Below are 25,810 nucleotides of genomic sequence, written 5' to 3'. Positions count from 1 at the left end.
CCAGCACTGTTGCAAATAACAATTCCTGACACTCACGACCTTGACTGGTTACCACCGAAAACGATCACTACTATTGGCGAGAATCATCGCGGTTTTCATCATGATCATTTGCAAAAGTCTTTCAGGCCTTTCGGAAGAGACTCAGGCAGACGATGAGGTGGGTCATGACCGACCTTCAGGCGCCTAAAATTTGCATACAAGACAGTGCGCGGTCCATTGTGAGGATTCTGCGTGATCGACAAACAAATTGCTGCGTGATTACCTCCATATACACCCTGTCTACTCCCTAAGTAATAGAAGTGCCAACGTAAAGGAATAGACGGTTGATGTTGCTGAAGTGAAACTTTCTGCGGATCTAGAGATTCTGCGGACTCTGAATGTTAATCGCTGCCTGTATTGATCAACGTATTCATTAGTATTTATAAGCATAAAAAGCACCTGACAGACAAGGCGTCTGGCAGGTGCTTCAAACTGATCATTATCAGCTTTTGGGTCTTTCAGATACGTTTCTTACAGCTCAACACCCATGTGCTGCAGTGTTCCCATGGTCAGCTGTCCGTAGGGAAGGCCGTTATCCTGCTGATACTGAATGACAGCATTGCGCGTTCGATCACCGTAGACGCCATCAATCCATACAGGGTCATAGCCTTTCTGCTCAAGGGCAACCTGCAGACGACGCACCACGTCTTCGGTTGTGTTGGTTTCACACAGGATTTCACGCCATTCCATATCCGCATCAGTAACCAGGCGCTGCTTGGTTACTTCAGCGTACTCTGCTGGAATCGTGGTTTTCTGCACTTGCGGCTTGCGCACTTCCCGTACCACTTCTACGGTTTCATAAACGGCTGGTACGGTGACTGTTTCGGTGCGTGCTGGCTGATCAATGACACGACGGGTTACCGTCTTGTACTCAGCAGGCACCTCCACTTCCACAGTCCTTTCAGGACTGACGAGCTCCTGACGGGTCACAGTCTTGTATTCAGCAGGCACTTCGACCAGACACATGATCTCGCCAGTCGCTTCATCGATACGCTCAATGGCGCCTCGGCCCTTCTCCCAGGTGGTATAAGCCGGGCTGACCATGATCTCTTCAGTGACCGTCCTGTACTCGGCTGGGATGGTCTTGAGTTCCGTACTTGCTTCTGAAACCAGGACTTCTTCGGTCACTGTCTTGTAGGTGGCCGGAATGACCTTAAGCTCTTCATAAGCCTCTTCAACCAACACCTCTTCGGTCACAGTTTCATACTGAGCCGGAACAACTGTTACACGTTCACTTTCCTCAGCCACCAGTACGGTTTCGGTTTCGGTTGCGTACTCTGCTGGAACGACAACGCGCGCATAACAGTGGTTGGGCTTGGCATTGGGTGGAAGCAGCTCAGACTTGGAGGCTTCATTCAACATCTCTTCAAGCCGATTGTTCTCTGCCGTCAACTGAGCCTGACGATTCATTAACTCCTTGAATTCGTCAGTTTCTGCCACATTTGGTTGACTGGTTGCACAACCTGACAAAATGACAGCCGCTGTGATTGGAGCCAAGAAAAAGCGAAACTTCATGTCAAAATCCCTTAAATTACTTAATTATGATGTTATTAAATAATACAAGGTCACCGGCAAATTAAAAGCACAACGCATGACTATTCAATAAAGTTCACGATTGCCTTGAGCAAAGCTTGGAACTATTTCCTATTTGTAACTTTTTTGTTCTTGGTACTTTATTTGCTGAGTCACCCGAGCAGCAGATCGCGTTCAATCGGTATGAACTGGCTCGCAGCGTTTCTGAGGGAGGCCGCGGTGAGCTGGGCCACGCCATAGACCTCGACGCGCTTGCCGTGCACCTCACGGATTTTCTGCGCAAGCAGGTCAAAATCGCCATCGCCGGAGACCAGCACGACCACATCCGCTTTCGCCGCGAACTCAATGGCATCCAGCGTGATACCCACATCCCAATCGCCCTTGGCGGAACCATCCATGCGCTGGATGAATGGCTTGAGCCTGACCTCAAAGCCGATCGAACGGAGGATGTTCTGGAACTCGCGCTGCCTGGCATCCCCCTTGTCGATGGCATAGCAGCGGGCGACCAATACCTCCCGGTTCGCCGTCGCCTTCGCCCAGAACCGGCGATAGTCGAAGTGTTTGCCGTAGGCTTCGCGCACGGTGTAGTAGACGTTCTGGGTATCCACGAAAATAGCGACGCTCGTCATGTCAGATAGGCCTGGACTGGGAGTGAAACGCCAGCCTCGCAAGACTGGCGTGGGTAAGCGCACATGTTACCGCGCAAGCGATTAGGAATACTTCTTACAGGGTAAAAAAGCTCATCCCCAAAACCTTGCTCAATGGTGGCCAGGGCAGACGTCAGACCGTTACCCCGTAACTGACCGAACAACTAAAATGCGGCCAGTTGCGCTGTTCCAGATATACATGAGCCGGTCACCTCACCTATTCAGATCACATTATGAGCCGTTTATGGGTTATATTCGGCTCAAGGGCTATTGAACTTGCTTTCTTGCCTTTCTTGGCAACCGCACCTGCATTCATATTTGTTACTTATGAATATAGGAAACAATGATGGCCACAACGAGCCTTAGCCTTGGGGAACACTGGGAGTGTTAATGGCCAACTAAACTGACCCTCTTCTGGCCATTAATTTTGACCCACCCCCGAGGTGGCTTTGGCCACCAGAACCCGTACCTTCCCTGAATCATTTTTTCCAAGGGGAAGGGGTTTGAAGGAGTGGGTTGTGATTCATAAAATCAAAGCTCTGCACGACAACGGCCAAGGCCTTTCCGTTCGAGCCATCAGTCAGCAGTTGTCTATATCTCGTAATACTGTCCGTAAGTATCTGCGCCTATCAGAAGACGTCATCCAGAGTCAGCAGGCTGATCCCAGTCGCGCCAAAAAGCTGGATGATTACCGCAGTTATCTCGTGTACCTGCTGGGTGAATTTCCCAAGCTGAGTGCCGTCAAGGTGGCGCGTAAGCTGCAGAGTAAATACGGTTCTATCCCTGCATCAGATCGCAGTCTGCGCCGTTATATTCAGCAACTGCGCCAGGAAGTAGCGGTGGCCCAGGTTCGTTACTTTGAACCCATTGTTGATGATGTTCCTGGTGTTCAGTGTCAGGTTGATCCCGGTGAGCTGCGTGGGGTTCGCGTCGGTGATCAGGATATGACGCTCCATTTTGTTGTGTTTGTCCTGTCCTACTCTCGGCAGATGTATGTAGGGCTATCCTTTCAACCCCTGGATACGCCCACTTTTATCCAACTGCATGATGAAGCCTTTCGGTATTTTGGCGGCATCACTGAAGAATGCGTTTATGACCAGACCAAGCTGGTAGTGATCAAGGAGCAGTACCGAGAGATCGAGGCCAATCAACGCTTTTACCAGTATGCCACCACGGCTGGGTTCCGAATCCATGCCTGTGAAGGCTATGACCCCCAGAGCAAGGGCAAGGTGGAAGCCGGGGTCAAATACGTCAAGCAGGACTGCTTTTATGGCGAACACTTCAGCAGTCAGCAAGCGGTGAGAGACCACTTGCAAAACTGGCTGGATGAGGTCGCTAACCGCCGTGAACATGGCACTACCGGCCAAATACCCCACACGCTCTTCATGGCCGAAGAGCGCCCTCAGCTGAAGCCCTACCTGGCTCCCAGCAGTCTTTATCAGCCTTCGGCTGTTGAAACCCGCCGTGCGGATAAAACTGGCCTGATCAGCTACCAGGCTAATAAATACTCTGTGCCTCTGGCCTGGCAGCAGGCTCAGGTCGGTGTGATGGAGCAGGAGGCTCGTCTGATCATTACCGACCTGAACACCGGCGAGATCCTGGCAGAACATGCCCTCTGTCTTGATAAGGGACGGATCATTAAAAACAACAACCACTACCGGGACAGAGAAGCTCGGGTGGCTCAGCTGGAGACGGAGATCAACCAGATACTGGGCGATCCGCTAGGGCAGGCTCTCTGTCAACAGATCAAGCGCACTGAGCCTAAAATCATCAAGGATCAGCTGGTGGCACTGAAATCAATCCTTACTCACTTGGAGCACGAAGATCGAACACTGCTTGCACAGTTGGCCGAGCGGCCCGGCATCACCGCTGGCAAAATCAAACGCTACCTGGAAGCGGAGCGTCAGGCACGAAGCAAAGGGCGTTATCCAGGCCATGGTCTGCCAGAGACTGCTGCGACCAACCAGGTAGACCTATCGGCTTATCAGCGACTTGGCCAGCCCAGTGGCCAGGAGGTAACCCATGGGCCAGCTTGAACAAATCCGTGCCCGCTGCAAAAGCCTGCGCTTAACCTGGATGGCTCAACAGCTCCCTCAGCTGCTGGGGGATGCTGAAAACAATGACTGGTCCTACCTGCAATGCCTGGATCACCTTCTCAGCCATGAGCTGAAAGAGCGCGACCAGAAGCGCATCCAGCGCCACTTCAAACAGGCTCGCTTCCCGATGGAGAAACGTCTGGATGACTTCGATTACCGTCATCAGACCACCATCAACAAACGCCAGATCAGTGCGCTGCTGGACTTCAACTTCCTGGACCAACGTCAGAACCTGGTGTTCATTGGACCACCGGGAGTGGGTAAAACCCACCTCGCTATCGGCTTGGGCTACAAAGCCATCGAAGCAGGTTATCGGGTGGTCTTCAAAACCGCCATGGCGCTTGTAGAAGAACTGGAGTTAGCTGAAAAGCGCGGTGAACTGAAAAAGCGGATCAGCCTGCTGGCCAAAAACGACCTGCTGATCATCGATGAGCTGGGCTACCTACCTATGAGTCGCCAGTCCCGCTACAACCTCTTCCAGCTGGTGAACAGCCTGTATGAATACCGCTCCATCATCTTGACCACGAACAAGGACTTTACCGACTGGGGCGAGTTCTTCCATAACGACAATGTCGCCATCCCGATCGTGGACCGGATCATCCATCACTCACACATCTTCATGCTGGGAGGAGAAAGCTATCGACTGAAAGAAAAGTTAACCAACTAACGCATCAGGTGGGTCAATTTTATTGGCCAAAGGTGGGTCAAAATAGATGGTCATTGACAGGGAGGTCTTTATCAGAAACGAAGTCGCCAGCGTCCGCTACGGCTCTGCCAGTGAGGTGGTGCGTGATGCGTTACGTGCCATGGAAGAGCGCAAAAGCAAACTGGAGGTGCTGCGTACTCACCTGGAACACGGGGCCCAGCAGGCTGGCGCCGGTGAATTCGTGGAAGAATTCTCGATGAATGCTTTAATCAACGATTTGGATAGCGAAACGTAATGCCCGACTTGCGTTTCACGCCGAGAGCAAGAGACGATTTGGATTTCTGCCAAGCGCACATTCTGAATAGCCTTGTTATTGATTCCAAATAGTAAGGGCTCATCATTGATGAGCCCTTTTAGATTAACGCAAAGCGTTTGGTTTATTCCCACTCAATCGTCGCAGGCGGCTTGCTGCTGACATCATAGGTGACGCGGGAGACGCCTTCCAACTCATTGATGATGCGGTTGGAGACTTTCTCCAGCAGCTCATAGGGCAGGTGCGCCCAGCGGGCGGTCATGAAGTCGATGGTTTCTACCGCGCGTAGCGCGATGACCCATTCGTAGCGGCGGCCGTCGCCGACAACGCCAACCGATTTCACCGGCAGGAAGACGGCAAAGGCCTGGCTGGTTTTTTCGTACCAGCCGGAGGCGCGCAGTTCTTCGATGAAGATAGCGTCGGCTTCGCGCAGAATATCGGCGTATTCCTTCTTCACTTCCCCCAGGATACGCACACCCAGGCCCGGCCCCGGGAAGGGGTGGCGGTAGACCATGTCATACGGCAGGCCAAGTTCGAGACCGAGTTTGCGCACTTCGTCTTTAAACAGTTCGCGCAGCGGTTCGACCAGCTTGAGCTTCATGGTTTCCGGCAGACCACCCACGTTGTGGTGGGATTTGATCACGTGCGCCTTGCCGGTCTTGGAAGCGGCGGATTCGATCACGTCCGGGTAGATAGTACCCTGGGCGAGAAAGTCGACGCCTTCGATTTTGCCGGCTTCTTGATCGAACACATCAATAAAGGTGTTGCCGATGATCTTGCGCTTCACTTCCGGGTCGTTCTCGCCCTTCAACTTGCCGAGGAAAAGGTCTTCGGCATCCACACGGATGACCTTCACGCCCATATGCTTGGCGAAGGTTTCCATGACCTGATCGCCTTCCTGCTTGCGCAGCAGGCCGTTGTCCACAAACACACAGGTCAGCTGGGTGCCAATCGCCTTGTGCAACAGCGCGGCCACCACGGAGGAATCGACACCGCCGGAGAGGCCCAGCAGTACGTGGCGGTCGCCCACCTGTTCGCGTACGCGCTGCACCTGATCTTCAATGATCTGTGCCGGCGTCCAGAGCTTTTCAGCGCCGCAGATATCCAGCACAAAGTGCTCAAGAATGCGCTGGCCTTGCAGGGTGTGGGTCACTTCCGGGTGAAACTGCACCCCGTAGAACTGCTTTTCTTCCCAGGCCATGGCGGCAATCGGGCAGCTGGGGGTGGAAGCGGTGACAGTGAAGGTATCCGGTACTTCGGCGACCTTGTCACCGTGGCTCATCCACACATCCAGCAGCGCCTTGCCGGTGCTGGCATCGACATGGTCTTTAATGGCTTTGAACAGGGCATTTTCAGCGTCGATCTGGATCTGGGCGTATCCGAATTCACGCTGGTGGGAACCGGCGACCTTTCCGCCCAACTGCTCGGCCATGGTCTGCATGCCGTAGCAGATGCCAAATACCGGCAGGCCCATGGTAAACACACATTCAGGCGCACGCGGAGAATCCAGCTCGGTCACGGACTCCGGGCCGCCGGCCAGGATAATGCCGTTGGGATTGTAATCGCGAATCTCTTCTTCAGTGATATCGAAGGCGCGAATTTCAGAAAACACACCGATTTCGCGCACCCGGCGGGCGATCAGCTGGGTATACTGGGAGCCGAAGTCGAGAATCAGGATCTTATGGGCGTGAATGTCACTCATGGCGGGGTCTCGGTTACGCGGTATGGGGCCGCTGGTAAAGCCAAAAAGCAAACGGCGAGGAGAGCCTCGCCGCTGTGATGTAGCGCTTGGGAATTAACTGGCGCGATAGTTGGGCGCTTCCTTGGTGATCTGCACGTCGTGGACGTGGGATTCGTTGAAGCCGGCACCGGTAATCTTGACGAACTCCGGCTTGGTGCGCATTTCATCAATCGTGCGGCACCCGGTATAGCCCATGGACGCGCGTAGCCCCCCCATCATCTGGTGGACAATCGCACCCATCATGCCCTTATAAGGGACGCGGCCTTCAACCCCTTCCGGCACCAGTTTTTCGGCACCTTCGGTTTTATCCTGGAAGTAGCGGTCAGCACTGCCCTGGCTCTGGGACATGGCGCCCATGGAGCCCATACCCCGGTAAGCTTTATAGGTACGGCCCTGGTAAAGCTCGATTTCACCCGGCGCTTCCTCGGTACCGGCCAGCAGGCCACCCGCCATGACGGCACTGGCGCCAGCGGCAATTGCCTTGGACAGGTCACCGGAGTAGCGAATGCCGCCATCGGCAATCAGCGGAATATCGTATTTTTCCAGCGCTGCGGCAACGTTGGATACCGCCGTGATCTGGGGCATACCGACACCCGCTACCACCCGAGTGGTGCAGATGGAACCGGGGCCAATGCCGACTTTCACCGCGTCCGCACCCGCTTCAGCCAGGGCGATGGCGGCGGCGCCGGTGGCGATGTTACCGCCAATGACCTGTACCTGGGGGAAGTGCTCCTTCACCCAGCGAACCCGGTCAATCACGCCTTTGGAGTGGCCGTGAGCGGTATCGACGATGATCACATCCACACCGGCTTCGGCAAGGGCAGCGACACGGTCAGGCGTTTCCGGGCCGGTACCCACGGCAGCACCCACCAGCAGGCGGCCATCGTTGTCCTTGGCGGCCATCGGGTAGGTGCGCGCCTTTTCGATATCCTGAAAGGTTACCAGGCCGCGCAGATGGAAGGCACCATCCACAATCAGCATCTTCTCGATGCGATGCTCGCGCATCTTGGCCTTGCTGATTTCGATGCCGGTGCCTTCCGGCACGGTGACCAGGCGTTCGCGCGGGGTCATGATATCCGCCACGCTGTCGCCGTGATTCGGCTGGAAACGCATGTCACGCTCGGTCACAATACCCACCAGGGTTTCGCCTTCCACCACCGGGAAGCCCGAGAAGCCGTACTCACGGGCCATGGCCAGCAGGTCTTCAAGCTTAGCCTTGGGGCTGACGGTGACCGGGTCGTTAACGATCACGCTTTCGTATTTCTTGACCTTGCGGACTTCAGCGGCCTGCTGAGACAGGGTCATGTTCTTGTGGATGATGCCAATGCCGCCTTCCTGAGCCATGGCAATCGCCAGACGCGCTTCGGTCACCGTATCCATAGCCGCGGAAAGCAGGGGGATATTCAGCGAAAGGTTGCGGGTCAGGCGGGTCTTGAGGCTGACATCCTTGGGCAGGATATCGGAGAAGCCAGGAACGAGAAGTACGTCGTCAAACGTCAGTGCTTCTTGGGCCATACGTAGCATAGTGGCAACACCCAATTTGAAGTGGGAAGATGGGGCTGAAAAGTTAATCCCCCATTATAACGCCTATGCGACCAAGGCAGCAATGCACTCTGCATTTCGCATGTCAACTTATCGATGCAGCCCAGTGTCCAAAAGGCAGAGCGACGCACACCCACTGCACATTGACATGCCAATGTTTTATGCTCTGATTATCGGGCATCACAGCTCAACATCTGAAAGAGAGAACCAATGGATAGGCAAGCTACACTTCAACTACTGCGTCAAAGCAAGCTGAAGTTAAAAGAGCGCTATGGTGTGGACCGTCTTGCCCTGTTTGGGTCGACTGCCAGAGGCACGGCCACAACCAGCAGCGACATCGACGTGTTGGTGAGCTTTGACGGCCCTGCAACCTCCATGCGCTACTTTGGTGTGCAATTCTATCTGGAAGATTTACTTGGCTGCCCTGTAGACCTTGTGACAGAAAAGGCGCTACGCAAAGAGCTAAAACCCTACATAGATAAGGATATTGTCAATGTCTGAGCCGCTTATGCGCGAATGGCGCTTTTATATTGATGATATGCTTCAGTTTACAGAAAAAGCTCTTACTTATACCGATGACCTGACAAAGTCAGATTTTATTACTAGTGGCATTACCTATGATGCCACACTCCGAAACCTAGAGCTGGTTGGAGAAGCAGCTACCCACATTCCGGTGGAGGTTCGCAACCAGTACAGGCATATTCCTTGGCGAATGATCATTGCAACAAGAAATCGTCTCATTCACGGTTACCTTGGCATTGATGATGACGTTATCTGGAGCATTATCCAGGATGATTTACCTAAGCTGATCATTCAGCTCAAGCAGATAAGCACTAATTCACCTGATGCTTGAAGATAAGCCGCAAGATGCCCTTACCGTCAGCCAGCTGAATCAGCGGGCGCGTCAATCCCTTGAGCAGGGGATTGGCGAAGTGTGGGTGGAAGGTGAGCTTTCCAATGTCTCCCGGCCTGCGTCGGGGCATCTTTACTTTACCCTGAAAGATGACACTGCCCAGGTGCGCTGCGCGCTGTTCCGCCAGCGGGCACGTTTTGTGTCGGCGCCGATGCGCGACGGTGATCAGGTCAAGCTGCGTGGGCGGGTCTCGCTGTTCGAGCCACGCGGTGACTACCAGCTGCTGGTGGACGCCGTGCAGGCGACAGGTCTCGGCGAGCTGCTGGCGGCTTTTGAGCGCCTGAAGACCCAGCTCAGCGCTGAAGGCGTGTTTGCCAATGCACGCCCTCTGCCGTTTCCGCCGCGCCGCCTGCTGATCGTTACCTCGCCCAGCGGTGCAGCGGTGCGAGATGTACTGGCGGTGCTCAACGCCCGCTGGCCGCTGGTGGATGTGAGCGTTATTCCCGTGCCCGTTCAGGGCAGCGAGGCGGCTCCGGCATTGATTTCCGCATTGGCCATGCTCAACCGCCAGAACCGGCTCGACCCGCTCAGGGATGCGGTGCTGATCACCCGGGGCGGCGGCAGCCTGGAAGATCTGTGGGCTTTCAATAACGAGCATCTGGCCCGGGCTATTTTTCACTCCCGCCTGCCGGTGATGTCGGCCGTTGGCCATGAAGTGGATGTCACCCTGGCAGATTTTGCCGCCGATCGCCGGGCGCCCACACCGTCAGCAGCAGCGGAGCAGCTGGTGCCCGATCAGCAAGTGCTCAAGCGCCAGCTGCTTGACCAGCAGCAGCGCCTCCAGCGCGCCATCACCGCCCGCTTTGAACGCGACAGCCAGCGCCTGGACACCCTGCGCGCCCGATTACGTCACCCCGGCGAACGGCTGGCCCAGCAACGTCAGCACATCAAGACATTGCACCAGCGCCTTGAGCGGGCCATGCAGCAGCGCCTGCTCCAGGCGCGCGAACGCCTGGAGCTGTGGCGCAAACGCCTGGCAATCGAGGATCTGCAACGTCGCCACCTGAACGAACAGCAGCATCTGGAGCGCCTCAAGCGGCACCTGCAGAACACCATGGCCCTGCAGCTGGAAAGACGCCAGACGCGGCTTTCCAGCCTTGCCCGTGAGCTGAATGCGGTCAGCCCGCTGGCGGTACTCGGGCGCGGTTATGCCATTGCCCAGGATGAGCACGGCCAGATTGTGCGCAGCGCCGCCGATACCTCACCCGGCCAGACACTTAAGTTGCGGCTAGGTGAAGGCAGGCTCAGCGTTGCCGTCAAACGACGCTTTACTCAGGTTAAGTAGCGGTCAGCGGCCTGGATCAAAGGCCAGCTTTCCTGCATAGGCCGGTGTGGCATTGGGGCGGTCATAAATTCGCCAGGCAACGCCATCGGCCTCAATGCACATGACTGCCGTGGCCAGAGTGTTTTCCTGATCCGGGTCGTCGGCGGCAAGGCGCAGAATGGGCAGGCCATCACCCTGTTGATCGTGAAGAATCGCCAGGGGCGCCCGCTCCCCGCCAGCCAATAACTGCTCGCCGCGCTGCTGGCGGTCGCGGGAGGATGCCGTGATCGACTGGGCAGCGACTCCCTGGTGCTGAAAAAGCGCATGATTGGCATGTGCCGCAGGCGCAGTCAGAGCCCGCTTTGCCAGGGTGCCTGCCCCGAACTCGACGCTGATCACCTCAGCCCGGCCCCTTTCAGCCAGTGAGAAATGAAAACCACCACATTCAGGGTGCTGCTCCAGCAGGGCGATGACCTCGGCAATCGAGCTTTCATACAGAGCGGCGCGACCCAGCACCATGCGTGGCATTTGGGGCACCACGTCATGCAGGCGCAGGTTGTTGACCGCCTGAACCCAGCCCTGGCGGGTGATGGCCAGCGTGTGGCCAGGTATCGAGCCGGGATAACAGAAGGCCATAAACCCATTGGCCTGTTCAGGGTTTACCTCGGCGATAAAGCAGTGCCCGCTGAAAAACGGCAGGCCGTCTTCGTTATGTGCTATCAGCGGATTGTCACCGGGAATTGCCAATGTGGTACAGCCATCCGGCACATGAGGCAGCAGGTCGCCTCGGCAGTTCCAGGCAAATACTGCCTGGAAAGGCAACGCCAAGCCGTCTGCCAAACCCTCTAGTTCTTCCCAGACCGCCGGGAAATAATGCTGAGTGTTAGCGGCCATGTTGGCCACGGCCTCACGATGACACGGCGCGGTCACCTCCGCCCAGATGGGACTGGATAACAGATGACGATGGACCGCGTCTCGCCCGGCTCTACCCAATGCCAGGCCAATGTCATAAGAGCATCCATTGATACGCTGCCAACCTAGCGATAATCCTTCATCAGACATGGCACTTATACACTCGCTGCGGGGAAAAGGAGCTATTGAATCTGGACAGTCAAGCAAGTGCCTTGATCAGCACCTTGGACTTACGCGCCTGATTGTAGGTTTCACGTTTGAGCAACGGCAGATCATCAATACTGGCCGACGCAAAGCCCCGCTCCGCAAACCAGTGAGCCGTATGGGTAGTGAGTACAAAAATAGCGCCCACACCCAGGCGCTGGGCACGCTGCTCAATGGCTTGTACCAGCCGTTCACCGCGCTCGCCGCCCTGGTAGCTGGTATGCACGGCCACACAGGCCAATTCGGCGATATCCGCCTGGGCAAAGACGTGCAGAGCCGCACAGCCGATCACCATGCCGTCACGCTCGATCACCAGATAGTCATCAATCTCATGCTCCAGGCGTTCCCGGGATCGTGCCACCAGCATGCCGCGGCGTTCAAGAGGCTCCAAAAGATCCAGCAGCCCAGCGATATCACTCAGAGTCGCCGGGCGTAGCTGTTCGTAGCGATGCTCGGTGATCATGGTACCGACGCCATCGCGGGTAAACAGCTCCCCCAGCAGCGCATCATGGTTGCGCCAGCACAGCAGGTGAGTACGCGCCACGCCTTCCCTGGCCGCTGAGCAGGCAGCTTGCAGGTGGCGTGCCAACTCGCCGCCCTGCTCGGCCGCCGCCAGGCGTGGTTCTGCTTCGTCCGGGCTTAGCTGGCGCAGCAGGGCACCTTGCTCGTTAGCCAAACCTTCCGATTCTCCCAGCAGGATCAGCTTGTCAGCGTTCAGCGCCACCGCCGCATGATGAGCCACATCAGCGGCATCCAGATCGAACACCTCGCCAGTGCTGGAAAAGCCCAGTGGCGGCAGAAGCACCAAGGATCCCTTTTCGAGCAGCCCTTCTATGGCCCCGGCGCGTACGCGACGCACTTCACCGCTGCGATCAAAATCGACCCCCTCACGCACCCCCAGCGGCTTTGCCGTGACCAGGTTGCCGGAAATCACACTCAGATCGACCCCATGCAGGGGCGTACTCGGCAACCCCAGCGAAAGGCGCGCTTCCAGCCATAGGCGTTGATGAGACGCTACCTGCTCCACCTGAGCCATCACGGCGCTGTCAGCCACCCAGCGGCCCGCCACCTGACGCGGCGCCACCCCGGCCTTATGCAGGGCGACCTGCACCTGAGGGCGAATACCGAACACCACGACCAGACGAACGCCGAGCGAATGCAGCAGCGCCAGGTCCTGAATCAGCTGTTCGCCGCGCTGTGACGCAATTGCTTCGCCTTCCATCAGGATGACGAAGGTTCGCCCGCGGTGGGCATTGATGTAAGGCGATGCATTGCGAAACCAGTCAACAAAAGGGAAGCGTGTATCCAAGGGCCGCTCTCCGGCAGCAGGTGAAAGAAAATAACAGCATTTACTTTACCAGAGCTGAAAAAACAGCGGCACCTCTCCAACATGATCAAATGCCGAAAAGATGCCGCCTGGGTCTTTCAAAGGGTAAAAAAAGACGTCGTAACCCACGTCAAGGTGCCACTAGCCAAACATGCCCTTGAACATGAAGAAGAACAGGATGGCCAGGCCCGCCCCCGCCGGCAGGGTAATCAACCATGACATGGCGATGGTGCCGATCACCCTGAGGTTCAGGGCCGTCATGCCGCGCGCCAGGCCCACCCCAAGCACCGCCCCTACCAGTGTGTGGGTGGTGGAAATCGGTAACCCGGTGCCTGAGGCCAGTACCACAGTCGTGGCGGCTGCCAATGTGGCGGCAAAACCACGACTTGGCGTCAGCTCGGTAATCCCGGTGCCCACTGTGGCAATCACCTTATGGCCATAGGTCACCAGGCCGACCACAATACCGCCGCCGCCCAGCACGAGTACCCACCAGGGCACCAGGGCAGCACCGCCCACTTCACCGCCGCTTTGCACGACACTGATCACCGCTGCCAGCGGTCCAACCGCGTTGGCCACATCGTTGGAACCGTGGGCAAACGCCATGGCGCAGGCGGTAAAGATCATCAGCACAGCGAAGGCACGCTCCACGTTGGCATAGCCAAAGTGGTCTTCGTTACTCTTGACATAGACCACCCGGCGTTCCATCACAAAACCAATGCCCATCAGCACAAGCCCCAGAATCAATGAGAGCATCAGGCTTTGAGCAAAACTCAGCGTCAGCCCCACGTGCTTGAGTCCCTTGGTCATGGTGACCATGGCAACGACAAAGCCGACCATAAACACATAGGCCAGCAGGTATCGCTTGGCCGCTGCCAGCGGGTTTTGCGCCTCAAACACCAGATGATGAATCGACTTGAACAACACAAAACCGACGGTGCCTGCCAGCAGGGGTGACACGACCCAACTGGCGGCAATGGTGCCCACCGCATTCCAGTCCACTGTGGCGGCGCCCAGGCCTGCCACGGCAAAGCCGACAATAGCCCCCACAATCGAGTGAGTGGTCGAGACCGGCCAGCCTTTCATGGAGGCAATCAGCAGCCAGGTACCCGCTGCCAGCAGCGCCGAGAGCATACCGTATACCAGTAGCTGGGGGTCATCCTGCAAAAGTTCCGGGTCGATAATCCCTTTGCGGATGGTGTTGGTGACCTCACCGCCTGCCAGCCAGGCGCCCAGGAATTCAAAGATGACCGCAATCAGAATGGCCTGCTTGATGGTAATCGCCCGGGAACCCACAGAGGTTCCCATGGCATTGGCAACATCATTAGCCCCGACCCCCCAGGCCATAAAGAAGCCAAACAGGCAGGCCAGGATGATGAATATGTCGCCGTATTGCGCAATGATCTGCATGTTGCCTCCTAGCGTGCCGTCAGAATCTGTAAGCGGCTACCGACACGCTCGGCACGGTCGGACAGCTCTCCCACGCCATCGATGATCTGGTAGAGAAAGATCACATCGATAGGCGGCAACTCGCTTTCCAGATCAAACAGTTGGCGGCGAATGGCGATCTGTTGGCTATCGGCCTGGTTTTCGAGGGTATGCAGCTCGCGGATCATGTTTTGTATGACGTCTGACACATTGCGCCCGAACCCCGATTCCAGCAGCTCCTTGAGCTCCTCAAGCGCCTGACGGGCCTGAGCCACACAGGCCACGCTGGTGCGCATGTAGACACGCATCGGTTCAGCCAGCGGTTCAGGCACGCACATCTTGCGCCCCAGCATGATGCCGCTGATATCACGCACCTTGTTGGCAATCTTGTCCTGAACGCTGATCAGATCGAGCAGATCCGAGCGCGAAACAGGCAGGAACATGGTGTTGGGAAGGTTGAGACGCAGCTCTGTCTTGAGCACATCGGCATCATGCTCCAGCCGGGTGATATCCTCACGCAGCCGGGCTGCGCCTTCCCAATCGCCTTTCAGGGTTTCTTCAAAGAAGGGAAGCAGATGCTCTGCGCACTCGTGGGTTTTGACGATATGCGCCAGCAGCGGTTGGAATGGCGATCGGCCAAACATTGCAGAAAAAGGGTTGGAGGTAACCATAAAGCCTTTTAGCCTGTTTTCGGTGAGCCGGAAAACTGAATTCATCGAACAAGCGCCGCAGTATAAAGTTTGGCCGCCGTTTCGTCACAAAAAGTTCACACTGTCATGTAAATTTAATCTTAAATTCATCTAAAAAGGTGGCATTTTCATGCAGCTTAAAAACCAGGGAGCGCCATCGCCTCAGGAAATCGAGCTAAAACTGGCCCTTCCTGATACGTCCATCCCGCGAGTCAAGCGCCTTCCACTGCTGGCCTGCCAGGCTCCCAGTCAGCACACTCTGGTCAACACCTATTACGATACGCCTGAGGGTCTGCTTGCCGAGCAACGCGTTGCCTTGCGGCTACGGCATGACGACGGTCAGATTGTGCAAACCGTCAAGACGGCAGGCATGGGCGGCGGTGGCTTATCCACCCGAGGAGAATGGGAATGGCCCTTGGAAGCAGCGACACTGGATATCGAAGGGTTAAAGGGCCTGCCACCCTTTGCCGCCATTGGCCCTGAAAGGCTGGCCGAGCTGGCGCCTCAGCTGGAAACCAATTTTCTTCGCACCCGCTGGGAGATTGAGCACTCAGGCAACCGGGTTGAAGTCGCTCTGGATGAAGGGGAGATTGTCAGCGGCCAGCACACCACGCCCATACGGGAGCTCGAGCTGGAACTGAAAAGTGGCCATCCCGACGCCCTATGGGAACTGGCTACCCTGATCGCCAAGGCAACCCCCTTGCGCCCTTCAGACAGCAGCAAGGCCGCACGCGGCCGGTGTCTGGCCGAGCAGCACTGGCCGCTGCCGGATGCCCGCTCGCCAAGTGCCCTGCTACACCGCGCAACCCTGGCGCTGGATGCCTGGCACGACAGCCAGAGGGAAGCTCACCTGGCAGCGGCAGAGGATAGCCTGCGCCAGCTGTCCGCACATCCGGCGCTGGATAAGACCTTACGTGAATTCGCCAGGCAGCTGACCTGCGGCCTGGACTCACACGGCCAGCCTGATCGTTACTTTGGCCCGGCAGCCCTGGCGCTTGCCCGTCGCCTGAACGAGCCAGGTGCTTTAAGCTAGGGTCCTGTCGACCGCACGCTCACATCAAGGACTCTGCCATGCATTTCAGCCCTGCAGCAGAAGGACTGCGCACCCGCATCTTTCACGTTATTTTTGAATCGGATACGCCGGGTGCCAAAGCCTTTGATATCGCTTTGATTCTTGCCATTCTGATCAGCGTGGCCGCTCTTCTGCTGGATAGTGTCGATGCTTACCACCAGCGTTTTGGTTACCTGTTTGCCTATATCGAATGGGGCTTTACCCTGGTGTTTACCGTTGAGCTGGCCTTGCGTCTCTATTGCCTTAAAAAGCCGTGGCTGTACATTAAAAGCTTTTACGGACTGGTCGACCTGGTCGCTATTGTGCCTGCCTGGCTGGTGCTGATAGTGCCTGGCGCTCAAGGCCTGGTACTGATCCGCGTGCTCCGTGCCCTGCGGATTTTCCGTATTCTGCGGCTGATGGAATTTGTCAGTGAAGGACACCTGCTGATTGACGCCCTGAAAAGAAGCGCACGCCAGATCTTCCTGTTCTTTTTCAGCATATTGATGGTCGTTACCCTGTTCGCCTCTCTGATGTATGCCATTGAGTCCCCGGAGGCGGGCTTTACCAGTATCCCGATGTCGATCTACTGGGCGATTGTCAGCATGACGACGGTTGGCTACGGTGATATTGTCCCGATGACATCCGTGGGCAAGGCGATCACGGTCATCCTGATGCTGATCGGCTATTCGATTATTGCCGTACCCACCGGGGTATTTTCAGCCCAGGTGATCCGCTCGATCCGCGAAGAGCGCTACTCTGAGGAGGCCTGCCCCGGCTGTGGTCACGATCGCCACGAAAAAGGCGCCTACTATTGCCTGCGCTGCGGCACCTGGCTGGATGAAAACACTCAGGACCCCCGAAAAGCCCACAAGCATGCCAGCCCGGACGACTCGTCTGAATGACCGGGCTGGACGAAAATGCGCCTCCGCCCGCACCTGGTTCAGTCTTCGAAGGGCGCCGTATCACCTCGGCCTTCACGTACAATTTTGGGCGGCAGGTCGCGCAGGTCAATTACACTGGTGGGGTCGAGATGGCAAGCCCCACCATCAATAATGGCATCCAGGTGAGCACCAAAGCGTTCGCGGATTTCCTCGGCATCAGTCATCGGCAGGTCTTCGCCGACCGGAATCAGGGTGACGCTCATCAAGGGCTCACCCAGTGCGGCCAGCAAGGCATGGCTAATGCGATGATCCGGCACTCGCACACCGATTGAACGGCGTTTGGGATGCAAGAGTAGCCTGGGCACCTCAGAAGTGGCATCAAGAATAAAGGTGTAAGCACCGGGTGTATGCGCTTTCAGCAGACGGAAGACATCATTGTCAACTTTGGCATAAGTGCCGATTTCGGAAAGATCTGAACACACCAGCGTAAAGTTGTGTTTGTCATCCAGTGAGCGCAACCACTTGATCTTCTCGATAGCCTTTTTTTCCCCCAGGTGGCAACCCAGCGCATAGCCGGAATCCGTGGGATAGGCGACAACACCACCTTTGTTGATAATCTCGATGGCCTGATCGATCAGGCGTTTTTGCGGATTTTCTGGATGAATCTGAAAAAATTGGCTCACCGTCATTCTCCTTTGATGTCAGGCGCGTTGGGTACGTTGAAATGCTCGGCAAGTAATGGATGCTGCCAAATGGGCGGCGCTGCCGTACGCGGCACCAGGCTCATGCTGCCAGGAGCGGCATGACCACCGGAAAAGTGAAAATCGCTTCCCAGCGAGGCATATAACCCACGTTCGACCAACTGGCGGGCCAGGTCACGGGTAGCGTCAGCATTTTGCTGCCCATTGACCAGTTCGACTGCTTGACCGCCTGCTTCTACAAAGGCATCCATCAAAAGCCCTCGCTTTCGCCGCGTCAACCTGTAGCGCAGTGGATGGGCAATCACCGCAACACCTCCTGATGCTACTATCCACTCGGTGGCTTGTGAAATTTCGGGCCATTGTGCTTTGACATCCCCTTTTTTTCCGCTGCCCAGGTAGCGTTTGAACGCATCGGCCCAATCCCGGGCCATTCCGGCAGCGACCAGAGCCCGCGCAAAGTCCGGGCGCCCGAGCGGTCTTTCGCCACCCGCCTGCGCACGGGCTTTGGCCAGGGCGTCAGGCAAGCCAAGCTTCTCCAGCTGGTGGGCAATGACCTCGGCCCGTGCTATGCGCGCCTGGCGTTGGTGAACCAGTCCCTCCACTAGCGCACCTTGCACCCCCTGGGGCATTAACGCCACTACATGAATACCTACGCCACTCCAGCGTGTGGATAACTCGCAGCCTGGCAATACACAGATATCCAGCCGCTCGGCAGCCTGTTGTGCTTCAGCGACCCCCGCCATGGTGTCATGATCCGTGAGTGCCATGTGCTGCAGACCACGCTGGGCGCATAGGCGGACCACTTCTCTGGGCGGCAGGGCGCCGTCGGAGGCGGTAGAATGCATGTGCAGGTCAAGTGGATAATGCCGATCTTCATCCAGTGTTTCAGGAAGTGCGGTTTCAGGCATGACGGCGAGAGACGAGTTTGTCAAAATAGTGCACTCTGGCAAGGCAAACGTCTTGTTATAGTGCGGGCTTGAGTTAACGCGGTCAATTGCACACCTTCGTTATCCACACACGCTTGTTATTGAGGATTCATTCATGCTGTATGCCATAATCAGTGAAGACGTTGACAACAGTCTGGAACGGCGCCTGGCGGCTCGCCCCGACCACCTGGCAAGGCTTGAAGCCCTGCGCGATGATGGCCGACTGGTGCTTGCCGGTCCACACCCGGCTATTGACGCCGACAACCCCGGTGAAGCCGGATTCAGCGGCAGCCTGGTGATAGCCGAATTCGATAACCTGGACGCCGCGCAGGCGTGGGCCGATGCCGATCCTTATGTCATCGCTGGCGTCTATGCCCATGTCAGCGTCAAGCCATTCAAGAAAGTATTACCTTGACGCTAACGGCGAACAATGGCTCCGTTCAGTTCTTCACAAAGCCTGTGGAAAACTCTGTGAAAACCCGGCGGACGCCTTGCGCTAGACGAGAGATAACGGCTCGCCTAGCAAATTGGTCAATTTTTGACCAGCTTTGACGCACTCCAACAGTACGGGATACTTGCGTGACTCAACGCCCTACCCTGCCTCCCTTGGGGGCCCTCAAGGCACCCTCACTCAGCTGGAACGCAGCGTCGCCCTATTCCGAGGCATTCGGGGATGTCTATTTTTCCAGAGAGAATGGCCGCGCCGAAACGGAACACGTTTTTATCCGCGCCAACCACTTGCCTGAACGTTTCTCGCACTGGCGTGAAACACGCCCTTTCGTGATTGGTGAAACCGGGTTCGGCACGGGACTCAACATGCTGTGTGCCTGGGCATGCTTTGAACGCCATGCGCTCAGGCATGCGCGTCTGCATCTGATATCCACCGAGAAGTATCCGCTTACCCGCGAGGAATTGGCTCAAGCGCTGGAGGCCTGGCCGGAACTGGCCAGCCAGACGGCTTCCCTGTTGACTCAATGGCCTGCCGCTGTGAGCGGTATTCATCGCCTGCACCTGACGGACAGGGTGACGCTGGATCTGCATTTTGGCGATACCTGTGAACAATTGGCGCTTCTGGACGGCCAGGTTGACGCCTGGTTTCTGGACGGCTTTGCGCCCGCTAAAAACCCGGACATGTGGCAGCCGGAACTTTTCCACAGCATGGCGGCGCGCTCACGACCGGAGGCCACCTTTGCCACCTTCACCTGTGCGGGTATTGTCAAACGTGGGCTAAAAGCGGCGGGGTTCCGCTGGCAAAAGGTGCCCGGCTACGGGCGTAAGCGGGAAATGCTTGCTGGTAGAATAGACACCCCACCGCTGGATGGCCGCCGCCAGCAGACCCCCTGGTTCACTCCGCCAGCCGTAAAGCCAGCGGCTCATATCGTGGTGATTGGTGCCGGTATTGCCGGTACCAGTGTGGCTGCCGCCCTGGCCAGGCGCGGTTTGCGCGTCAGCATGATAGAAAAACAGGCCATAGGGGCAGGTGGTTCCGGCAATCAGCAGGGGGCACTTTATGTCAAGCTGGCTGCCCAAACCAACGATCAGAGCCGCGTGTATTTCTCAGGATTGCTATATAGCCGCCGCTGGCTGGAAAACCTCGACCCCGCTCACCGCTTTTGGCATGACAGTGGTGTCATTCAGCTGGCACTCAGCGAAAAGGAAACACGCCGCCAGCAGCGCTTTCTTGGCAACCACTCACTGCCGAACAGCCTGCTTGAAGGCAAAGATGGCCACTCGCTTGAAAAGCTGGTCGGTATGGAGGTCACCGCTGAAAGCGCACTTTTCTATCCACAAGCAGGCTGGGTCAAACCCAGAAAGCTATGTGAACACCTGCTTTCCCGGCCGGGTATCCGTTATCGGCAAGGTGAGGTGGTCAGGCTCAACGAAAGCCCGCAAGGCTGGCTGATTCACCTTGCCAGTGGAGAAACCCTCGAGGCGGATCAGGTAGTCGTTGCCAACGCTCAGCTAGCCAACCACTTTGAGCAGACCCGGGAGGTGCCGCTGCAGGCCGTGCGCGGCCAGGTGTCAACGCTGGCCCTGCCGGAAAACGTTGAAGGCCCGAGCAGCGTGGTCTGCGCAGGCGGTTATGTGCCTCCGGCCGTCGATGGCGTTTTGACCTTTGGTGCCAGCTTCATGCCTAACAACGCCACTACACAAGTAGAGGATCAGGATCACCTGAGCAATATTGATGAGCTGCGGCGCACCCTTCCCGCCCTGGCAACCGCACTTGAAATGGCCGGTGTTGATCTTACCCCCGCCAACCTTGGCGGTCGGGCTGCCGTGCGTGCCGCCAGCCCGGACAAGTCACCCTACGCCGGGCCAGTGCCCAAAGCTGACGCATGGCAGCAGGACTATGCGCTGCTGCGAAAAGACGCGACCCGTGTGCCGGCAGTGGCTGGCCAACATTACCCTGGCCTGTGGATCAGCGCTGCCCATGGTTCCCGTGGGCTGGCCAGTGCACCGCTGTGCGCCGAGGTGATTGCCTCACGAATCTGTGACGAACCCATGCCGCTGGAAGCACCGCTTGTCGATCACCTGCACCCCGGCCGACGCATTATCAGCGCCCTGATTCGCGCTCAGTAATCGCCCTCTTCTTCGTCATCTGCAAGGTCACGACCGAAGCGACGCCATTGCTCAAGGGTCATCACTTCGGTCATTTCCAGCTCAAGATCATGGGCAATGATCAAGTCTCCCCGCTCCAGCTGCTGGGTCAGATCTGTCACCCATCCTTGCATGCCTGACTGGGTATCTGTGGTGTCGTAACCCTGACGGGTCACGAAGGTTTCCAGCAGGGCTGTCAGCGTCTCACCGGGCAGCATACGCGCAGGTACTTCGATAAATCGGCTCATGATGACTCCCAGGCTTGCAATCGGTTGAGAAACGTCGCTTCGTCGAGCACTTCGACCCCCAGCTGCTCGGCTTTGCTTAGCTTACTGCCTGCTGCTTCCCCAGCGACAAGACCCGTGGTTTTTTTCGACACACTACCGGACACCTTGGCCCCCAGTGCCTGCAAACGTGCCTTGCCGTCATCCCGGGTCATACTCTCCAGCGTTCCTGTCAGCACCCAGGTCTGGCCTTCAAGCGGTTTGGGACCATGCTGCACTTCCACTTCCTCAAAACTCACACCAGCGGCAAGCAGCGCTGCCAGGGTTTTCTGGTTATGCGCCTGCCGAAAAAAGGTCTGGATGTGCGCTGCCACCACGGGTCCTACATCCGTCACGCTTTCCAGTGTTTCCAGATCGGCCTGCTCCAGTGCGCTCAGGGTACCAAAATGTGCCGCCAGGTTGGCTGCCGTCGCTTCGCCCACTTCACGAATCCCTAATGCATAGATAAATCTTGCCAGGGTCGTCTGACGCGCGTTGTCCAGGGCCTTTATCAGATTGGAAGACGACTTTTCCCCCATGCGCGGCAATGTCTGCAGATCGTCAACCGTCAGATGGAACAGGTCTGCAGGGGTTTTGACCCAGTCACGCTCCACCAGCTGTTCAATCAGCTTCTCCCCCAGCCCATCGATATCCAGCGCACGACGACTGGCAAAATGCTTCAGCGCCTCCTTGCGCTGTGCCGGGCAATACAAGCCACCGGAACAGCGCGCTACGGCTTCTCCCTCCAGACGCTCAATCTCTGATCCACATACGGGGCATTGATCAGGAAATTCGATTGCTTGAGCATCTTCGGGCCGTTGAGCCAGATCTACCCTGACGACCTGAGGGATGACGTCTCCGGCGCGGCGAATCGTCACCGTATCCCCTATTCGCACATCCAGGCGGGCAATTTCGTCGGCGTTATGCAAGGTCGCGTTAGAGACCGTCACCCCGGCTACGCTGACGGGTGTCAGGCGCGCTACCGGGGTAATGGCGCCAGTCCGCCCTACCTGAAACTCAACCTCATTAAGCGTGGTGGTTTCCTCTTGAGCAGGGAACTTGAACGCCACGGCCCAGCGCGGGGCGCGGGCCACAAAACCCAGTTCTCGCTGCAGGCGAAGATGATTGACCTTGATCACCACACCATCAATGTCGTAACCCAACTGGTCACGTTTCTCACCCAACGCCTGGCAATATTCCACCACGGCCTTTGGCCCCTTCATTACCGCCAGCTCCTTACTGGTCAGCAGGCCCAGGCGGGAAAGACGTTGCATCAGGGCACTATGGGTATCATCACCGAGGTCGGGTTCAAGACGCGCTGCCTGATAAGCGTTAAAGATCAATGGACGCGTTGCGGTAATGCGCGGATCCAGCTGGCGCAGACTCCCTGCTGCGGCATTACGCGGGTTGGCGAACACCTTGGAGCCGCTTTCCCGTGCAGCCTGATTCAATGCCTCAAACCCTTCATGACTGATAATTACCTCGCCACGCACTTCCAGAAGCGCGGGTGGATGATCGCCGCGCAACACCAGGGGGACGGAGCGTAAGGTGCGGAGATTCGAGGTAATACCCTCGCCGGTTCGGCCATCGCCCCGCGTGGCGCCGCTGACCAGACGTCCTTGTTCATAGACAAGCGACACCGCTGCTCCGTCCAGCTTCGGCTCACAGCTGAATTCCAGGTCATCAGCGGTGCATTCCAGCCGCTCTGCCACACGTTGGGCGAAGGCGCTAATTTCATCCGCATTGAACGCATTATCCAGCGACAGCATGGGGATAGCGTGAACCACTTCGTCAAACCCATCTGCTGGTTTGGCCCCGACTCGCTGGGTAGGCGAATCCATCGTCAGCTGTTCAGGGTGCTGCGCCTCAAGCTCCTGCAAGCGTCTGAACTTACGGTCATAATCGCTATCGCTGAGGATGGGCGCATCAAGCACATAGTAGCGGTAATTGGCGTCTTCTATTTCAGAGCGCAGTTGTGCTATTTCCTGCTCGGGGTTTGAAGTCTGATCTGAACCCGTTTGACGCATAGTGAGTACTTCCTTGAAATTTAGCCCCATTATACAAAACACCCGCTGCCTTGTGAGGGTAGCGGGTGCTGAAGGTATAAGATAACACCAGAGTTTCAGACGATCAGTTAGCCTGTGCTCGATGGAGGTGGTGGCGACGTTCAAATTCATGCACACGCTGGCGTGCAAACTCAATTGTCTGCGCCGTCATGACACTACGGTTTTCATCCTTGAGCTCACCTCCCATATGCCGGACCACCACCATGGCCGTTTCTACCATGGCTTCAAAAGCTGCCGAGCTGTCTTCAGCACCGGGCAACGGCATCAGGAAAGTCACCCCGGGTGTCAGGAAAGTGTCCATTTCCTGAATAGGAAAGGTCCCTGGCTTGACCACATTGACCATGGAGAACTGCAGCTCACTTTCAGGATGCTCTGTTTCAAGTCGGTGGAAGATACCCATATCACTGGTGTAACGCAGGCCGCACATCATCAGAAGCTCCAGCAGCTTGTCACCTTCAAAACCGTCTTCATCTCGACACATAACCGAGATAACGATGACTTCTTGCGCATTTTGCAAGGTGTTAGCCGCCTGACGACCTGAAAGGTCATGACGCATCGCCTTGGCCAGAGTAGGATGCGGACGCACAACATCTTCGTCAGCGTCTTCATGATGAAAGGCGTCATGATGGCTATGTTGCCCGCTGCCATAAGCCGGGGTGGCTGGATCCAAATCTGCACCTGAAGACGTGTCGTCATGATCAACACGGTGGTGTTTGTCTGGATGCTCGAAGCCTGCAGGATAATCGCCTTGGGGCAGGTTCCGCTGTCCTGACGCTTGAACCTCACGGGCAGCTTGATCTGCTCTCGCTGCCTCAGCTTGAAGCTGAGCGGCACGGCGGCGCTCAGCTTCTTCTTTCGCACGTTGTGCCTCGCGCTTTTCAGCTTCGGCCACACGTTTGGCCTTTTCGGCCTTCAGAAGCTCCTTGAGTTTTATTTTTTCAAGCTTTCTCTGTTTGTGTTCTTCAAGACGCTCATGCAGGCGGTGCCTGAAGGAATCTTTGATACCATGGAAATCAACCAGCTGATAGTAGGTATCTTCTTCATCCGCTTCGTGAGAACAGTCGCCGACCGTTGAGCTTCGCAGCTGACGTCGTATGGTATAAGGCTGAGTGGCTGTATCACGTTGAAGGGAAAGCGCATCTGTACTCTGGAGATCAGAGGAAGAAACGTGCAGATCAGGCGACACCTCATCATTGGCGGTCATACGAGCCAGAGGTTGATCGGTCGGCACATTCGGCTCAGATTCAGAAGCCCTGAGTGGCGGCACGTCGGCACCAGGCATCTTGCCCCCTGAGGAAAACGTCGTTGAGGCTGTTTCTGTTGACTGATGGCTGACCGAGGACGCATCAGTTGATGCATCAGCGTTTTTGTCTGCGCACTCAACGGGAGCATCTTTGTGCACAGGGCGTTGTTTCTCTTCGGGGCCGGACTCAGCGATAGAAAGTTCGTCGCCAGACAGTGTTGATTTATGACGTCGGAATTCAGAAAGTACCCTTGATGGACCAGGGTGCTCCTGACGCTGCAACTTTGGCTTGGCAGTATTCTGACTGTAGTCCGCTGGCTTGACGACACGAGCGCCTCCATTAGGAAGCTCCCAATTGATTTCAGCCTCGCGTTTAGCTTCTTCCGGATCCATGTCACTATCTTCAGCGTGTCTGTAATCTGCCTGATCCAGACGAGGCACTCGTCTCTGGCGCTTGAGGCGACGGATGCCATCAATGACTATAAGCGAGACCAGCGCCAGCCCTAAAATGATAAGCCACTCTCTTAGTTCCATGTTGTACATTCCATGGGTCGTTTGCCAATAAGCTAGGCAAGCTTTATTACTTGAAATTGTAAGGCATCAGATTATGGTCATGGGTTGCCTTGATGAAACCATAAGATACCTTTACCCATTACAGTTATGAATCCAGAATAGCGCTATTATTGAACAAATTGGGTATTTTTACTATTTTTCACGATTCTATACACAAATGAAACCATCTGAATAGCATAAACCGTACCGATAAAAATCCAATCAATCATACAAA

General features: G+C 56.4%; 23 protein-coding genes. 10 read left to right on the top strand and 13 right to left on the bottom strand.

What is annotated here, in order from left to right; all coding sequences use genetic code 11:
• Positions 1-510: 510 nt before the first annotated feature.
• Together LL947_RS02935 and LL947_RS02930 are read right to left on the bottom strand one after the other, a co-directional pair.
• Positions 511-1,449: a peptidoglycan-binding domain-containing protein gene (locus LL947_RS02935; protein ID WP_404416189.1), complete on the bottom strand. Its 939-nt coding sequence runs from the start codon at positions 1,447-1,449 to the stop codon at positions 511-513.
• Positions 1,450-1,724: 275 nt separating this feature from the next.
• Complete coding sequence (locus LL947_RS02930) at positions 1,725-2,201, bottom strand: NYN domain-containing protein (RefSeq protein ID WP_499833894.1); 477 nt, start codon at positions 2,199-2,201, stop codon at positions 1,725-1,727.
• 536 nt (positions 2,202-2,737) lie between these two features.
• Between LL947_RS02930 and istA the strand changes: the two genes are divergently transcribed.
• From istA to LL947_RS02915, 3 genes are read left to right on the top strand one after another with little or no spacing between them, the layout of a single operon-like run.
• The gene (gene istA, locus LL947_RS02925) at positions 2,738-4,255 is read left to right on the top strand and encodes an IS21 family transposase (RefSeq protein ID WP_499833893.1); all 1,518 of its coding nucleotides are present in this window, start codon (positions 2,738-2,740) and stop codon (positions 4,253-4,255) included.
• The gene (gene istB / locus LL947_RS02920; protein WP_499833892.1) at positions 4,242-4,982 is read left to right on the top strand and encodes an IS21-like element helper ATPase IstB; all 741 of its coding nucleotides are present in this window, start codon (positions 4,242-4,244) and stop codon (positions 4,980-4,982) included. Before istA ends, istB begins: the two co-directional genes overlap by 14 nt.
• A gap of 46 nt (positions 4,983-5,028) precedes the next feature.
• Positions 5,029-5,256 carry a type II toxin-antitoxin system ParD family antitoxin gene (locus LL947_RS02915; RefSeq protein ID WP_499833891.1) on the top strand — a complete coding sequence of 76 codons (228 nt, stop codon included), beginning with the start codon at positions 5,029-5,031 and terminating at the stop codon, positions 5,254-5,256.
• Positions 5,257-5,398: 142 nt separating this feature from the next.
• Here LL947_RS02915 and guaA read toward each other — a convergent pair whose 3' ends face one another.
• Positions 5,399-6,976 carry a glutamine-hydrolyzing GMP synthase gene (gene guaA, locus LL947_RS02910; RefSeq protein ID WP_499833890.1) on the bottom strand — a complete coding sequence of 526 codons (1,578 nt, stop codon included), beginning with the start codon at positions 6,974-6,976 and terminating at the stop codon, positions 5,399-5,401.
• 93 nt (positions 6,977-7,069) lie between these two features.
• Positions 7,070-8,539: an IMP dehydrogenase gene (gene guaB, locus LL947_RS02905; RefSeq protein WP_499833889.1), complete on the bottom strand. Its 1,470-nt coding sequence runs from the start codon at positions 8,537-8,539 to the stop codon at positions 7,070-7,072.
• 228 nt (positions 8,540-8,767) lie between these two features.
• On the opposite strand from guaB, the gene LL947_RS02900 reads away from it, so the two are divergent.
• Genes LL947_RS02900 through xseA form a run of 3 tightly spaced genes read left to right on the top strand, consistent with a single transcriptional unit; the run spans position 8,768 to position 10,755 of the window.
• Positions 8,768-9,058, top strand: coding sequence for a nucleotidyltransferase family protein (locus LL947_RS02900; RefSeq protein WP_499833888.1), 291 nt, complete (start codon positions 8,768-8,770; stop codon positions 9,056-9,058).
• On the top strand, positions 9,051-9,410 hold the full coding sequence (locus LL947_RS02895; protein ID WP_499833887.1) for a HepT-like ribonuclease domain-containing protein: 360 nt from the start codon (positions 9,051-9,053) through the stop codon (positions 9,408-9,410). The genes LL947_RS02900 and LL947_RS02895 overlap by 8 nt, the downstream gene beginning before the upstream one ends.
• Positions 9,403-10,755, top strand: a complete 1,353-nt coding sequence (gene xseA, locus LL947_RS02890; protein WP_499833886.1) for an exodeoxyribonuclease VII large subunit — start codon at positions 9,403-9,405, stop codon at positions 10,753-10,755. The genes LL947_RS02895 and xseA overlap by 8 nt, the downstream gene beginning before the upstream one ends.
• Before the next feature lie 3 nt (positions 10,756-10,758).
• Here xseA and LL947_RS02885 read toward each other — a convergent pair whose 3' ends face one another.
• The 4 genes from LL947_RS02885 to LL947_RS02870 form a co-directional block, all read right to left on the bottom strand.
• A complete protein-coding gene (locus tag LL947_RS02885) occupies positions 10,759-11,796 on the bottom strand; it encodes a C45 family autoproteolytic acyltransferase/hydrolase (RefSeq protein ID WP_499833885.1) in 1,038 nt (345 codons plus the stop codon).
• Positions 11,797-11,845: 49 nt separating this feature from the next.
• Positions 11,846-13,159 carry an amino-acid N-acetyltransferase gene (gene argA / locus LL947_RS02880; RefSeq protein WP_404416168.1) on the bottom strand — a complete coding sequence of 438 codons (1,314 nt, stop codon included), beginning with the start codon at positions 13,157-13,159 and terminating at the stop codon, positions 11,846-11,848.
• Positions 13,160-13,318: 159 nt separating this feature from the next.
• Positions 13,319-14,584, bottom strand: coding sequence for an inorganic phosphate transporter (locus tag LL947_RS02875; protein WP_499833884.1), 1,266 nt, complete (start codon positions 14,582-14,584; stop codon positions 13,319-13,321).
• An 8-nt stretch (positions 14,585-14,592) separates the two neighbouring features.
• On the bottom strand, positions 14,593-15,273 hold the full coding sequence (locus LL947_RS02870) for a TIGR00153 family protein (protein ID WP_290821318.1): 681 nt from the start codon (positions 15,271-15,273) through the stop codon (positions 14,593-14,595).
• 148 nt (positions 15,274-15,421) lie between these two features.
• On the opposite strand from LL947_RS02870, the gene LL947_RS02865 reads away from it, so the two are divergent.
• Both LL947_RS02865 and LL947_RS02860 read left to right on the top strand, forming a co-directional pair.
• Positions 15,422-16,324 (top strand): CYTH domain-containing protein, encoded by a 903-nt coding sequence (locus LL947_RS02865; protein WP_499833883.1) that lies wholly within the window; start codon positions 15,422-15,424, stop codon positions 16,322-16,324.
• A 38-nt stretch (positions 16,325-16,362) separates the two neighbouring features.
• A complete protein-coding gene (locus LL947_RS02860) occupies positions 16,363-17,247 on the top strand; it encodes an ion transporter (RefSeq protein ID WP_499833882.1) in 885 nt (294 codons plus the stop codon).
• 38 nt (positions 17,248-17,285) lie between these two features.
• Here the strand turns inward: LL947_RS02860 and LL947_RS02855 are convergent, their stop codons facing one another.
• Positions 17,286-17,909, bottom strand: coding sequence for an L-threonylcarbamoyladenylate synthase (locus LL947_RS02855; protein WP_290821312.1), 624 nt, complete (start codon positions 17,907-17,909; stop codon positions 17,286-17,288).
• A 2-nt stretch (positions 17,910-17,911) separates the two neighbouring features.
• Positions 17,912-18,835, bottom strand: a complete 924-nt coding sequence (locus LL947_RS02850) for a PHP domain-containing protein (RefSeq protein ID WP_404417855.1) — start codon at positions 18,833-18,835, stop codon at positions 17,912-17,914.
• A 133-nt stretch (positions 18,836-18,968) separates the two neighbouring features.
• On the opposite strand from LL947_RS02850, the gene LL947_RS02845 reads away from it, so the two are divergent.
• Together LL947_RS02845 and mnmC are read left to right on the top strand one after the other, a co-directional pair.
• Entirely contained in the window at positions 18,969-19,268 is a 300-nt protein-coding gene (locus tag LL947_RS02845; protein ID WP_290821310.1) for a YciI family protein, read from the top strand.
• Positions 19,269-19,432: 164 nt separating this feature from the next.
• Complete coding sequence (gene mnmC / locus LL947_RS02840) at positions 19,433-21,433, top strand: bifunctional tRNA (5-methylaminomethyl-2-thiouridine)(34)-methyltransferase MnmC2/FAD-dependent 5-carboxymethylaminomethyl-2-thiouridine(34) oxidoreductase MnmC1 (RefSeq protein ID WP_499833881.1); 2,001 nt, start codon at positions 19,433-19,435, stop codon at positions 21,431-21,433.
• Here the strand turns inward: mnmC and LL947_RS02835 are convergent.
• The 3 genes from LL947_RS02835 to zipA form a co-directional block, all read right to left on the bottom strand.
• Positions 21,427-21,699, bottom strand: coding sequence for a YheU family protein (locus LL947_RS02835; RefSeq protein ID WP_290821306.1), 273 nt, complete (start codon positions 21,697-21,699; stop codon positions 21,427-21,429). The genes mnmC and LL947_RS02835 overlap by 7 nt on opposite strands.
• Positions 21,696-23,741 carry an NAD-dependent DNA ligase LigA gene (gene ligA / locus LL947_RS02830; RefSeq protein ID WP_499833880.1) on the bottom strand — a complete coding sequence of 682 codons (2,046 nt, stop codon included), beginning with the start codon at positions 23,739-23,741 and terminating at the stop codon, positions 21,696-21,698. The genes LL947_RS02835 and ligA overlap by 4 nt, the downstream gene beginning before the upstream one ends.
• Before the next feature lie 103 nt (positions 23,742-23,844).
• Positions 23,845-25,557 carry a cell division protein ZipA gene (gene zipA, locus LL947_RS02825; RefSeq protein ID WP_499833879.1) on the bottom strand — a complete coding sequence of 571 codons (1,713 nt, stop codon included), beginning with the start codon at positions 25,555-25,557 and terminating at the stop codon, positions 23,845-23,847.
• Positions 25,558-25,810: the final 253 nt, after the last annotated feature.

It is taken from the genome of Halomonas sp. BLK-85 (genome assembly GCF_044792155.1).
GTDB lineage: Bacteria > Pseudomonadota > Gammaproteobacteria > Pseudomonadales > Halomonadaceae > Vreelandella.
The sequence above is the reverse complement of the archived record's forward strand: the minus strand, read 5'-3'. Positions and strand labels throughout refer to the sequence as shown.

Coding starts and splice junctions, on each gene's coding strand:
- zipA (WP_499833879.1), bottom strand. CDS start 25,557: ATGGAACTAAGAGAGTGGCTTATCATTTTAGGGCTGGCGCTGGTCTCG.
- LL947_RS02915 (WP_499833891.1), top strand. CDS start 5,029: ATGGTCATTGACAGGGAGGTCTTTATCAGAAACGAAGTCGCCAGCGTC.
- LL947_RS02895 (WP_499833887.1), top strand. CDS start 9,051: ATGTCTGAGCCGCTTATGCGCGAATGGCGCTTTTATATTGATGATATG.
- LL947_RS02935 (WP_404416189.1), bottom strand. CDS start 1,449: ATGAATCGTCAGGCTCAGTTGACGGCAGAGAACAATCGGCTTGAAGAG.
- guaA (WP_499833890.1), bottom strand. CDS start 6,976: ATGAGTGACATTCACGCCCATAAGATCCTGATTCTCGACTTCGGCTCC.
- LL947_RS02870 (WP_290821318.1), bottom strand. CDS start 15,273: ATGGTTACCTCCAACCCTTTTTCTGCAATGTTTGGCCGATCGCCATTC.
- LL947_RS02845 (WP_290821310.1), top strand. CDS start 18,969: ATGCTGTATGCCATAATCAGTGAAGACGTTGACAACAGTCTGGAACGG.
- ligA (WP_499833880.1), bottom strand. CDS start 23,741: ATGCGTCAAACGGGTTCAGATCAGACTTCAAACCCCGAGCAGGAAATA.
- guaB (WP_499833889.1), bottom strand. CDS start 8,539: ATGCTACGTATGGCCCAAGAAGCACTGACGTTTGACGACGTACTTCTC.
- istB (WP_499833892.1), top strand. CDS start 4,242: ATGGGCCAGCTTGAACAAATCCGTGCCCGCTGCAAAAGCCTGCGCTTA.
- LL947_RS02900 (WP_499833888.1), top strand. CDS start 8,768: ATGGATAGGCAAGCTACACTTCAACTACTGCGTCAAAGCAAGCTGAAG.
- LL947_RS02835 (WP_290821306.1), bottom strand. CDS start 21,699: ATGAGCCGATTTATCGAAGTACCTGCGCGTATGCTGCCCGGTGAGACG.
- xseA (WP_499833886.1), top strand. CDS start 9,403: ATGCTTGAAGATAAGCCGCAAGATGCCCTTACCGTCAGCCAGCTGAAT.
- LL947_RS02885 (WP_499833885.1), bottom strand. CDS start 11,796: ATGTCTGATGAAGGATTATCGCTAGGTTGGCAGCGTATCAATGGATGC.
- LL947_RS02850 (WP_404417855.1), bottom strand. CDS start 18,835: ATGCCTGAAACCGCACTTCCTGAAACACTGGATGAAGATCGGCATTAT.
- LL947_RS02875 (WP_499833884.1), bottom strand. CDS start 14,584: ATGCAGATCATTGCGCAATACGGCGACATATTCATCATCCTGGCCTGC.
- LL947_RS02930 (WP_499833894.1), bottom strand. CDS start 2,201: ATGACGAGCGTCGCTATTTTCGTGGATACCCAGAACGTCTACTACACC.
- LL947_RS02860 (WP_499833882.1), top strand. CDS start 16,363: ATGCATTTCAGCCCTGCAGCAGAAGGACTGCGCACCCGCATCTTTCAC.
- LL947_RS02865 (WP_499833883.1), top strand. CDS start 15,422: ATGCAGCTTAAAAACCAGGGAGCGCCATCGCCTCAGGAAATCGAGCTA.